The organism is Pseudomonas bananamidigenes, assembly GCF_001679645.1.
In the GTDB taxonomy this organism is placed as follows: Bacteria; Pseudomonadota; Gammaproteobacteria; order Pseudomonadales; family Pseudomonadaceae; genus Aquipseudomonas; species Aquipseudomonas bananamidigenes.
Map to the genome: position 1 here is coordinate 42,028 of NZ_LRUN01000018.1, position 10,883 is coordinate 52,910.

Sequence of the window (10,883 nt, forward strand, 5' to 3'; positions counted from 1 at the left end):
ATTGGATGACAGGGCGAATTCCATGTCTGAAAACTCTTTATTGATCAAACGATCCCTGGTCGATCAGGCGCTCGATCAGTTGCGTCAGCGCATCACCGACGGCAGCTGGCAGGTCGGTCAGCGGCTCCCCACCGAGCCCGAGCTGTGCGCCGAACTCGGCATCAGCCGCAATACCGTGCGCGAAGCGATGCGGGTGCTGGCGTTCTCCGGGTTGATCGAGATCCGGCAGGGCGACGGCAGTTACCTGCGGGCAGTGGTCGATCCGATGGACACGCTCAAGGCGCTCTCCAGATGCTCGCTGGATCAGGCCCGGGAAACCCGGCACATCCTTGAAGTCGAGGCCATCGGTCTGGCGGCGTTGCGCCGCACTGACGAAGATCTGGCAGGCCTGCGCGAGGCGCTGGGTGTTGCCGGCAGCCACTATCACGGCGATCTCGACAGCTACATCGCCTGTGACCTGGTGTTTCACCGGAGGCTGGTGGACGCCGCGCACAATCCGACCCTCAGCGAGTTGTACCGCTATTTCTCGAGCATCGTCGGCGCGCAATTGCGTCAGACCCTGAACATCGTCCCTCGTCGACAGGAAGTCTTCGATTTGCACATCGCTCTGTTCGAAGCCGTCGAACAGCGTGACCCGGAACGGGCCAAGGCCTTGTCGAGGCAACTGATCAATGAACCTTGAAACCGAGAAAACCATGTCCCGCCCTGAAGCAATCAATATCCCCAAGCGCACCGCCGAACTGGAGGAGCTGCTGATCGATGCCGAGGCCGATGACGAGCAGGTGCAGCAAAGCCATCCGCTGGTGCGTCGTCCATGGCTGTTGTTGCTGGGGTTGGTGTTGGTGGCGTTGAACCTGCGTCCGGCGCTGTCGAGCATGGCGCCGCTGCTCAGTGAAGTGTCGAATAGTCTTGGCTTGTCCGCTGCCCAGGCGGGATTGCTGACGACATTGCCGGTGCTGTGCCTTGGTTTGTTCGCGCCGCTGGCACCGGTGCTGGCCAGGCGTTTCGGCGCCGAACGGGTTGTGTTGGGAATTCTGCTGACACTCGCCGCAGGCATCATCCTGCGCAGCAACTTCGGCGAAATCGGTCTGTTTGCCGGCAGTGTTCTGGGTGGAGCGAGTATCGGCATCATCGGCGTGTTGCTGCCGGGTATCGTCAAACGCGATTTTGCAAAGCATGCCGGCACCATGACCGGCGTCTACACCATGGCCCTGTGCCTGGGCGCGGCAACGGCGGCAGGTTCGACCGTGCCGTTGAGCGAGCATTTCGATCACAGCTGGGCCATGGGCCTGGGCTTCTGGGTGATACCGGCACTGGTCGCGGCGCTGTTCTGGCTGCCGCAAATCGGCCAGAAGCACGGTGCGCACAATGTCGCGTATCGCGTGCGTGGTTTGCTGCGTGACCCACTGGCGTGGCAGGTGACCTTGTACATGGGGCTGCAATCATCGCTGGCCTACATCGTATTCGGCTGGTTGCCGTCGATTCTCATCGGTCGCGGGCTGACGCCGACCCAGGCAGGTCTCGTGCTGTCCGGTTCGGTGATCATTCAGCTCGCCAGTTCCCTGGCGGCACCGTGGCTCGCCACGCGCGGCAAGGACCAGCGTCTGGCGATCGTGGTGGTGATGGCGCTGACCCTCGGCGGCCTGTTCGGTTGCCTCTATGCACCAATCGAAGGTCTGTGGGGCTGGGCGATCCTGCTGGGACTGGGGCAGGGCGGCACGTTCAGTCTGGCGCTGACCCTGATCGTGTTGCGCTCGAAGGACTCTCATGTCGCGGCCAACCTGTCGAGCATGTCCCAGGGCTTTGGCTACACCCTCGCATCCATGGGGCCGTTCGCGGTCGGCGTGGTGCACGACTGGACCGGCGGCTGGAACGCCGTGGGCTGGATCTTCGGCATCGTCGGTGCGGGTGCGATCCTCGCCGGCCTCGGTGCCGGGCGTGCGTTGTATGTGCAGGTGGAAAGCGAAAAGGTCTGAATTGCACACACAGTCGGTATTCGGCAGGCGAATGCCGATAGTGTTTCGGGCGTTTGCGGATTATCGTGCTGGCAGTCTGTACATTTCCCGGAGATTGCCCATGAGCGAAGAAGCCCACAGCGCCCTGATCACCCTTTTCTACCAGGCTTTCCAGCGCCTCGACGCCGAGGCCATGGCGGCCTGTTACACCGACGACGTGGTGTTCAGCGATCCGGCCTTCGGCGAGCTGCGCGGCCGCGATGCCGGTGACATGTGGCGCATGCTCACCACCCGGGCCAAGGACTTCTCCCTGACCTTCGACAACGTCCGCGCCGACGAACGCAGCGGCGGCGCCCACTGGGTGGCGACCTACCTGTTCAGCCAGACCGGCAACGTCGTGATCAACGACATCCAGGCGCGCTTCGTCTTTCGCGACGGCAAGATCTGTGAACATCACGACCACTTCGACCTGTGGCGCTGGTCACGCCAGGCGCTGGGTTTCAAAGGCCTGCTGCTGGGCTGGACGCCGCTGGTGCGCAACGCTGTCCGCGCCCAGGCGCTGAAAGGGCTGAAGGCATTTCAGGCGAGTCGCTGATAAGATCGCGACCTGTTCCTCAAACGCCTTTAGTGTCCAGTGACCAGTCTTAGCGAAAACCCTCCCGAAGCCGACGCTCCAGTGAGCAAGTCCTGGTTCGTCTACCTCGTTCGCGCCGCCAACGGTTCGCTGTACTGCGGGATCAGCGATGATCCCGTGCGCCGTTTCGCCAAGCACCAGAGCGGCAAGGGCGCACGATTCTTTCTCTCGAGCCCGGCGATGGCGCTGGTCTATACCGAGCGATGCCGTGACAAGAGTGATGCGCTGCGCCAGGAGCGGTTGATCAAGAAGCTCAGGAAGAGTGCGAAGGAATGTCTGGTGGCGTCCTATCGGTCTGTTTGACCGATGCCGGAACAGCAATCTCTGACAAATGACAGGCGAAAAAAAACCGCCTTTGCGGGGCGGTTTTTCTGTAAACCTCGGTTTGCGGCCGGGTTTACTGATCTCACAGGAGACATTGACGTAGGCGGAGAATATTCCTCTTTGCGTCACTGAGCAAGCCTGAAGGCACGCCTACCAAATAAACTCAATTTTGAGTTTATTTGTTTAAGCGAAGGTTCTGAAACCCGGTTACGATCCGTCCGCTCACATGGCAGTGCAACCATTGAGGTCTGGCCGATTGGCGTAACGGTTTCATGCCCTCTGACACGGAGTTGCTCCCGTGCCGGAATGATTTTTCAGGGGGTATCACAACCGGCCGCCTCACAGGAGATATTGACGTGTCTTCCGAAGGCGTACGTGGTCCGGTAAGCACGCTGGAGGTTTGGCCCCCAACCGGAGGCCAAAATGTATGAAGCTTTTGCTGCGTACTCTGAGCCTCGTATGGAGGTCGTTCAAAGCGTTTCGCTTTTACGAGTTCCTGCGAGATCACTTCGATGACCTGATGTAGGGCCATTGATGTGGGAACCGTCTCGGCCTCGGCTGAGGCGGTTTTTTCGAGCACTCTGGGATGCCTTATCAACCTGACTGATCGGTTCCCATCAGCCGGATCCGTAGGCTGCGAACCCATTGCGCGCTAAGCTGCCGGTTCACTTCCTGTGCGGCGGAGCCGAGCATGTCCGAGTTGATCCTTCATCATTACCCGACCTCTCCTTTTGCTGAAAAGGCCCGGCTGCTGCTGGGGTTCAAGGGCCTGTCCTGGCGTTCGGTGCATATCTCGCCAGTCATGCCCAAGCCTGACCTGACCGCCCTGACCGGCGGCTATCGCAAGACTCCGGTGCTGCAGATCGGCGCCGATATCTATTGCGACACCGCGCTGATCGCCCGGCGTCTCGAGCAGGAAAAGGCCCAACCTTCGTTCTTCCCGGAAGGTCAGGAAATGATCGCCGCCAGTTTCGCCGCCTGGGCTGATTCTGTGGTGTTCCAGCACACGGTAAGCCTGGTGTTTCAGCCGGAATCGGTGGCGGTGCGTTTCGGCAAGTTGCCACCGGAAGCGATCAAGGCCTTCCTCGCCGATCGTGCCGGGCTGTTCAGCGGTGGTAGCGCGACCAGGCTGTCAGCCGAGCAGGCCAAACATCAATGGCCGACGATCATGGCGCGCCTGGAGCAGCAGCTGCAGCGTGAAGACGGGGATTTCCTGTTTGGTGAACCGTCGATTGCCGACTTCGCCATGGCGCATCCGCTGTGGTTCCTCAAGGCGACCCACGTCACCGCACCGTTGGTGGACGACTATCCGGCAGTGTCCGCATGGCTCGGGCGGGTGCTGGGCTTCGGTCACGGAGCGGCCAGTGCGATGAGTTCCGAGGAGGCGCTGGAGGTCGCACGCCGTTCGAAGCCGGCGGCATTGCCCGATGAGCAGTTTGTCGATCCGAACGGATTTGCAGCGGGCCAGCAAGTCGTGATCGCGGCCACTGACTACGGCGTAGATCCGGTAGCCGGCGAGCTGGTGTTTGCTGGTCGTGAAGAGCTGATTCTGCGCCGTGAAGACGAGCGTGCCGGGCAGGTGCATGTGCACTTCCCGCGATTCGGTTTCCGGATCGAGAAACGCTGAAACGAGCGAGGGAGCCGATTGGCTCCCTCGTTCATTTCAGTGCGGCGAGAATGTCGTCCGGATCAAACCCGCGAATCAACGTGCCATTGACGTCGATCAGCGGAATCCCGCGCCCGCCCAGTGCTTCGTAGGCCTTGCGCGCCTCGGCATCCTTCTCGATATCGAATTCCTTGAACGGAATGCCTTTCTGATCAAGAAAACGCTTGGTCTGCTTGCAGTAGCCGCACCAGTCCGTGGCATACAGCACGACCTTGGCATTGGCGCGGACCTGCTCGGAGGCCATCTGCGACGGGTTGAACACCCGCTCGATCTTGCCCCAGTTCTGGTAGACCACAACCACCAGCAGAACCAGCGCAACCTTCTTCAGCACATTGCCGAGCATCAGTTGCGGCGCTTCAGCTGATCGGTGAGCGAGGTTGGCAAGCCTTTGATGACCAGCGTGCCGGCTTCTTCGTCGTATTCGATCTTCGAGCCCAGCAGGTGCGCTTCGAAGCTGATCGACAGGCCTTCGGCACGACCGGTGAAGCGGCGAAACTGGTTGAGCGTGCGCTTGTCCGCCGGGATCTCCGGCGACAGGCCGTAGTCCTTGTTGCGGATGTGATCGTAGAAGGCCTTCGGGCGTTCTTCGTCGATCAGCTCCGAGAGCTCTTCAAGGCCCATTGGCTCGCCGAGCTTGGCCTGGCTGCTGGCGTATTCGACCAGGGTCTTGGTCTTCTCGCGGGCGGAGTCTTCCGGCAGGTCTTCGCTCTCGACGAAATCGCTGAAGGCCTTGAGCAGCGTGCGGGTCTCGCCCGGGCCGTCGACGCCTTCCTGGCAGCCGATGAAGTCGCGGAAGTATTCCGAGACCTTCTTGCCGTTCTTGCCCTTGATGAACGAGATGTACTGCTTGGACTGCTTGTTGTTCTGCCACTCGGAGACGTTGATCCGTGCTGCCAGGTGCAGTTGACCGAGGTCGAGATGGCGTGATGGCGTCACATCCAGCTCATCGGTCACCGCCACGCCTTCGCTGTGGTGCAGCAGGGCGATGGCCAGGTAATCGGTCATGCCTTGCTGGTAATGGGCGAACAGTACGTGGCCGCCCACCGACAGGTTCGACTCTTCCATCAGCTTTTGCAGATGCTCGACCGCGACTTTGCTGAACGCGGTGAAATCCTTGCCGCCATCCATGTATTCCTTCAGCCAGCCGCTGAACGGGAACGCGCCGGATTCCGGATGGAACAAGCCCCAGGCTTTGCCCTGTTTGGCGTTATAGCTCTCGTTGAGGTCGGCGAGCATGTTCTCGATGGCGGCTGACTCGGCCAGTTCAGAATCGCGAGCGTGCAGAACGGCAGGCGTGCCATCGGGTTTTTTGTCGATCAGGTGGACGATGCAATGACGGATCGGCATGGGCTTCTCGGCAAGTGGAAGGGAGGAGGGCGGGCTCCCCCGAAAAAGCGTCCAGTGTACCGCAACCTCTGGTTTTGGCGCGGGATGAAGGGCAATTCGGGGTCACGGGGCGGCGCTTATGCATTTATTTACCGATTTAGCGCAATAAACCTGACCATTTGGCTAGTCAGAGGCGGATATTTCCTTGTCTCTGTGCTAGTTTTGCCCGGTCTTGTGCGAAGTCACCGCGACAAGCATGCATTCAGCTTTTGTCAGGTCGAACCAAACCTTGATTTCGGCATCTATAACCCCGACTCGTCGTGGTTATCGCCGAGGGTGCCAGATCCAGAAGATCGGGCTCGATGGCTGACACTGCACTCTGCAATCCATATGAATTTGATAGGGAAGGAACACCACATGGCTCTTACTAAAGACCAACTGATCGCCGACATCGCCGAAGCTATCGACGCGCCGAAAACCACCGCGCGTGCCGCTCTGGACCAACTGGGTCAAATCGTTGCCGATCAGCTGGAAAACGGTGCCGAAATCACTTTGCCAGGTATCGGCAAGCTGAAAGTGACCGAGCGTCCTGCCCGCACTGGCCGTAACCCGTCGACTGGCGCTGCCATCGAAATCCCTGCCAAGAAAGTGATCAAGCTGGTTGTGGCCAAAGGCCTGACCGACGCTGTGAACAAGTAAGACGCAGCGATGTAAAAAAACCGTGCGCCGGAGCGATCCGGGCACGGTTTTTTTGTACCTGCAGAAAACGGCCTACGCCATCGGGGACTCGCCCCAGCGGGCCTTGCGCCAGGCTTGCTGCTGCGTCGGAGTCTGGAACGTCCAGGCAACGAAACGGCTCTGCTTCTGGCCCTGGCCCATTTCCACGACCTGGCTTTGCAGCGCGCCGGCCTTGTTCAGTGCCGAGTGAATGACCGGCAGGTTCGACGCTTTCGATACCAGCGTGCTGAACCACAGTACCTGTTGCGCGACCTGTGCGCTCTCACTGATCAGTTGCGTCACGAACCGCACTTCACCCCCCTCGCACCACAATTCCGCCGCCTGCCCGCCAAAGTTGAGCACCGGCAACTTGCGCTTCGGGTCGGCTTTGCCCAAGGCGCGCCACTTGCGGGTGCTGCCACGGGTGGCCTCTTCGAGAGAGGCGTGGAACGGCGGGTTGCACATGGTCAGTTCAAACCGCTCACCCGCTTCCAGCAACCCCGCCAAAATCTGCTTGCGATTGGCCTGCTGGCGAATCTGGATCGCCTTGCTCAACCCGTTGGCCTGGACAATGGTCCGGGCTGACGCAGTGGCTGTGGCATCAATATCGGAGCCGAGGAAGTGCCAGCGATAGTCGCTGTGGCCGATCAACGGGTAAATGCAGTTGGCGCCTGTGCCGATGTCCAGCACCTTTACCGAAGCGCCGCGCGGGATCACGCCGTCGTTGTTGGCGGCCAGCAGGTCGGCGAGGAAATGCACGTAATCCGCACGTCCCGGCACCGGCGGGCACAGGTAATCGGCGGGAATGTCCCAGTAAGCGATGCCGTAAAACGCTTTGAGCAGCGCCCGATTGAACACGCGCACCGCATCGGGGTTGGCGAAGTCGATGCTTTCCTTGCCGTACGGGTTGATGATCACGAACTTCGCCAGTTCCGGCATGCTCTTGATCAACGCCGGGAAGTCGTAACGACCCTGATGGCGGTTGCGCGGGTGCAGGGTGGCCTTTTCACGCGGCTCGACGGCTTTGGCCGGGGACGTGGGCTGAGGCTTCTTGCGCGCAGGTTTCGGTGTGCGGGGGGCATTCATGGGCGTGGTCGACATCGGGTGTGGCTGAAAGTGGCGGGTATTGTTCCACAGGGAACCGCATTGTTGTCCGGAAAAGTGCCGGGCACAAAAAAGGGAGGCCTTGCGGGCCTCCCTGATTCATTGCGAATGGCCGTTACAGGCTGGCAATCCGCGCGTGTTGCTCGGCCAGCTTGCCCAGCGCCTGTTCAGCTTCGGCCAGCTTGGCGCGTTCCTTCTCGATGACCTCGGCAGGAGCCTTGTCAACGAAACCGGCGTTGGACAGCTTGCCGCCGACGCGCTGGACTTCACCTTGCAGACGCAGGATTTCCTTGTCCAGGCGCGCCAGCTCGGCGTTCTTGTCGATCAGGCCGGCCATCGGTACCAGCACTTCCATCTCGCCGACCAGTGCGGTGGCGGAGAGCGGCGCTTCTTCGCCGGCCGCCAGTACGGTGATCGATTCCAGACGCGCCAGCTTCTTCAGCAGCGCTTCGTTTTCGGTCAGGCGGCGCTGGTCTTCGGCGGTGACGTTTTTCAGGTAGATCGGCAGCGGTTTGCCCGGGCCGATGTTCATTTCGCCACGGATGTTGCGGGTGCCGAGCATCAGGCCCTTGAGCCATTCGATGTCGTCTTCGGCCGCCGGATCGATGCGCTCTTCATTGGCCACCGGCCACGCCTGCAACATGATGGTCTTGCCCTGAATGCCGGCCAGCGGCGCGATGCGCTGCCAGATTTCTTCAGTGATGAACGGCATGAACGGATGGGCCAGACGCAGCGCCACTTCCAGTACCCGGACCAGCGTACGGCGAGTGCCGCGCTGACGCTCGACCGGTGCGTTTTCGTCCCACAGCACAGGCTTGGACAATTCCAGGTACCAGTCGCAGTACTGGTTCCAGATGAATTCGTACAGCGCTTGCGCCGCCAGGTCGAAACGGAACTGATCCAGTTGACGGGTCACTTCGGCTTCGGTGCGTTGCAGTTGCGAGATGATCCAGCGATCCGCCAGCGAGAGCTCGTAGGCTTCGCCGTTCTGGCCGCAGTCTTCGCCCTTGTCCAGAACATAGCGCGCAGCGTTCCAGATCTTGTTGCAGAAGTTGCGATAGCCTTCGACGCGGCCCATGTCGAACTTGATGTCGCGACCGGTGGACGCCAGTGAGCAGAAGGTGAAGCGCAGGGCATCGGTGCCGTAGCTGGCGATACCTTCGGCGAACTCTTCGCGGGTCTGCTTCTCGATCTTCTTCGCCAGTTTCGGCTGCATCAGACCGGAGGTGCGTTTCTGCACCAGGGTTTCGAGCTCGATGCCGTCGATGATGTCCAGCGGGTCCAGGACGTTGCCCTTGGACTTGGACATTTTCTGGCCCTGGCCATCACGCACCAGACCGTGCACGTAAACGGTCTTGAACGGAACCTGCGGCGTACCGTCCTCGTTCTTGATCAGGTGCATGGTCAGCATGATCATCCGGGCGACCCAGAAGAAAATGATGTCGAAACCGGTGACCAGCACGTCGGTGGAGTGGAATTTCTTCAGGAACTCGGTCTTTTCCGGCCAGCCCAGGGTGGAGAAGGTCCACAGGCCCGAACTGAACCAGGTGTCGAGAACGTCGTTGTCCTGTTGCAGCGCAACGTCCGGGCCGAGGTTGTGTTTGGCGCGCACTTCGGCTTCGTCGCGACCGACGTAGACCTTGCCCGACTCGTCGTACCAGGCCGGAATCCGGTGACCCCACCACAGCTGACGGCTGATGCACCAGTCCTGAATGTCACGCATCCACGAGAAGTACATGTTCTCGTACTGCTTCGGCACGAACTGGATACGGCCGTCTTCCACGGCGGCAATCGCAGGCTCGGCCAGCGGCTTGGTGGACACGTACCACTGGTCGGTCAGCCACGGCTCGATGACGGTACCGGAGCGGTCGCCTTTCGGTACTTTCAGGGCGTGATCGTCGACGCTGACCAGCAGGCCGGCAGCGTCGAACGCGGCCACGATCTGCTTGCGCGCTTCGAAACGCTCGAGACCGGCGTACTCGGCCGGAATCTTGCCGTCGATGCTGTCGTTCAGCGTGCCGTCGAGGTTGAACACCTGGGCCGCAGGCAGCACGTTGGCGTTCTTGTCGAAGATGTTCAGCAGCGGCAGGTTATGGCGTTTGCCGACTTCGTAGTCGTTGAAATCGTGGGCCGGGGTGATTTTCACGCAGCCGGTGCCGAATTCAGGATCGCAATAATCGTCGGCGATGATCGGGATGCGGCGGCCTGTGAACGGCAAATCAACAAACTGCCCGATCAGGGCCTTGTAGCGTTCGTCGTTCGGGTTCACCGCGACGGCGGAGTCGCCGAGCATGGTTTCCGGACGGGTGGTCGCGACGATCAGGAAATCCTTGCCTTCGGCGGTTTTTGCGCCGTCGGCCAGCGGGTATTTCAGGTTCCAGAGGAAGCCTTTCTCGTCGTGGTTTTCCACTTCGAGGTCGGAAATCGCCGTGTGCAGCTTGGTGTCCCAGTTGACCAGACGCTTGCCGCGATAGATCAGGCCGTCTTCGTGCAGGCGCACGAACGCTTCTTTAACGGCTTCCGAAAGGCCGTCGTCCATGGTGAAGCGCTCGCGGCTCCAGTCCACGGACGAACCGAGGCGGCGGATCTGACGGCTGATGTTGCCGCCGGACTGATCCTTCCACTCCCAGACTTTCTCGAGGAATTTTTCCCGGCCCAGATCGTGGCGGTTCTGGCCCTGGGCTTCGAGTTGACGTTCCACCAGCATCTGTGTGGCGATGCCGGCGTGGTCGGTGCCCGGCTGCCACAGCGTGTTGCGACCTTGCATGCGGCGGAAACGGATCAGTGCGTCCATGATCGCGTTGTTGAAACCGTGACCCATGTGCAGGCTGCCGGTGACGTTCGGCGGCGGGATCATGATGGTGTAGGAGTCGCCCGCGCCTTGCGGGGCGAAGTAGTTCTCGGACTCCCAGGTGTTGTACCAGGAAGTTTCAATGGCGTGCGGCTGGTAGGTCTTATCCATGCGCGGCGGGACCCTATTGGCATTTATTCAGGAAAAGCCGGGAAGTATAGCGGGGCATGGGGCGCAGGGCGAGCGGGGCGGGCCGGGTGGGGAACTAAATGTGGGAGTGGCTTGCCAGCGATGCCGGCGCCGCGGTTTTTCAGGAACGCCGCAGTGATGCTATCGCTGGCAAGCCAGCTCCCACAGGAGATCGGG

At 60.8% G+C, this 10,883-nt stretch carries 10 protein-coding genes; 6 read left to right on the plus strand and 4 right to left on the minus strand.

What is annotated here, in order from left to right; genetic code table 11:
- The first annotated feature begins 22 nt into the window (after positions 1 to 22).
- The 5 genes from BBF94_RS07245 (at position 23) to BBF94_RS07265 (ending at position 4,540) form a co-directional block, all read left to right on the plus strand.
- The gene (locus BBF94_RS07245; protein ID WP_065258364.1) at positions 23 to 682 is read left to right on the plus strand and encodes a FadR/GntR family transcriptional regulator; all 660 of its coding nucleotides are present in this window, start codon (positions 23 to 25) and stop codon (positions 680 to 682) included.
- Positions 672 to 1,976 (plus strand): CynX/NimT family MFS transporter, encoded by a 1,305-nt coding sequence (locus BBF94_RS07250; RefSeq protein WP_065258365.1) that lies wholly within the window; start codon positions 672 to 674, stop codon positions 1,974 to 1,976. Before BBF94_RS07245 ends, BBF94_RS07250 begins: the two co-directional genes overlap by 11 nt.
- Before the next feature lie 100 nt (positions 1,977 to 2,076).
- Positions 2,077 to 2,550 (plus strand): nuclear transport factor 2 family protein, encoded by a 474-nt coding sequence (locus BBF94_RS07255; RefSeq protein WP_065258366.1) that lies wholly within the window; start codon positions 2,077 to 2,079, stop codon positions 2,548 to 2,550.
- A gap of 39 nt (positions 2,551 to 2,589) precedes the next feature.
- Complete coding sequence (locus tag BBF94_RS07260) at positions 2,590 to 2,892, plus strand: GIY-YIG nuclease family protein (protein ID WP_065258367.1); 303 nt, start codon at positions 2,590 to 2,592, stop codon at positions 2,890 to 2,892.
- 712 nt (positions 2,893 to 3,604) lie between these two features.
- Positions 3,605 to 4,540, plus strand: a complete 936-nt coding sequence (locus BBF94_RS07265; protein ID WP_065258368.1) for a glutathione S-transferase family protein — start codon at positions 3,605 to 3,607, stop codon at positions 4,538 to 4,540.
- A 31-nt stretch (positions 4,541 to 4,571) separates the two neighbouring features.
- On the opposite strand, the gene BBF94_RS07270 is transcribed toward BBF94_RS07265, so the two are convergent.
- Positions 4,572 to 4,922: a glutaredoxin family protein gene (locus BBF94_RS07270; RefSeq protein WP_065258369.1), complete on the minus strand. Its 351-nt coding sequence runs from the start codon at positions 4,920 to 4,922 to the stop codon at positions 4,572 to 4,574.
- Positions 4,922 to 5,926, minus strand: a complete 1,005-nt coding sequence (gene yejK / locus BBF94_RS07275; protein ID WP_065258370.1) for a nucleoid-associated protein YejK — start codon at positions 5,924 to 5,926, stop codon at positions 4,922 to 4,924. Before yejK ends, BBF94_RS07270 begins: the two co-directional genes overlap by 1 nt.
- Before the next feature lie 396 nt (positions 5,927 to 6,322).
- On the opposite strand from yejK, the gene BBF94_RS07280 reads away from it, so the two are divergent.
- Positions 6,323 to 6,604 (plus strand): HU family DNA-binding protein, encoded by a 282-nt coding sequence (locus tag BBF94_RS07280; protein WP_007957357.1) that lies wholly within the window; start codon positions 6,323 to 6,325, stop codon positions 6,602 to 6,604.
- Between the two features lie 72 nt (positions 6,605 to 6,676).
- On the opposite strand, the gene rlmF is transcribed toward BBF94_RS07280, so the two are convergent.
- The gene (rlmF, locus tag BBF94_RS07285) at positions 6,677 to 7,708 is read right to left on the minus strand and encodes a 23S rRNA (adenine(1618)-N(6))-methyltransferase RlmF (protein ID WP_065258371.1); all 1,032 of its coding nucleotides are present in this window, start codon (positions 7,706 to 7,708) and stop codon (positions 6,677 to 6,679) included.
- 133 nt (positions 7,709 to 7,841) lie between these two features.
- Entirely contained in the window at positions 7,842 to 10,688 is a 2,847-nt protein-coding gene (locus BBF94_RS07290) for a valine--tRNA ligase (RefSeq protein WP_065258372.1), read from the minus strand.
- Positions 10,689 to 10,883: the final 195 nt, after the last annotated feature.

What these genes read in the sequence shown, in the direction of transcription:
- BBF94_RS07245 (WP_065258364.1), top strand. Translation starts at nt 23, where the DNA reads ATGTCTGAAAACTCTTTATTGATCAAACGATCCCTGGTCGATCAGGCG.
- BBF94_RS07250 (WP_065258365.1), top strand. Translation starts at nt 672, where the DNA reads ATGAACCTTGAAACCGAGAAAACCATGTCCCGCCCTGAAGCAATCAAT.
- BBF94_RS07255 (WP_065258366.1), top strand. Translation starts at nt 2,077, where the DNA reads ATGAGCGAAGAAGCCCACAGCGCCCTGATCACCCTTTTCTACCAGGCT.
- BBF94_RS07265 (WP_065258368.1), top strand. Translation starts at nt 3,605, where the DNA reads ATGTCCGAGTTGATCCTTCATCATTACCCGACCTCTCCTTTTGCTGAA.
- BBF94_RS07270 (WP_065258369.1), bottom strand. Translation starts at nt 4,922, where the DNA reads ATGCTCGGCAATGTGCTGAAGAAGGTTGCGCTGGTTCTGCTGGTGGTT.
- yejK (WP_065258370.1), bottom strand. Translation starts at nt 5,926, where the DNA reads ATGCCGATCCGTCATTGCATCGTCCACCTGATCGACAAAAAACCCGAT.
- BBF94_RS07280 (WP_007957357.1), top strand. Translation starts at nt 6,323, where the DNA reads ATGGCTCTTACTAAAGACCAACTGATCGCCGACATCGCCGAAGCTATC.
- rlmF (WP_065258371.1), bottom strand. Translation starts at nt 7,708, where the DNA reads ATGAATGCCCCCCGCACACCGAAACCTGCGCGCAAGAAGCCTCAGCCC.
- BBF94_RS07290 (WP_065258372.1), bottom strand. Translation starts at nt 10,688, where the DNA reads ATGGATAAGACCTACCAGCCGCACGCCATTGAAACTTCCTGGTACAAC.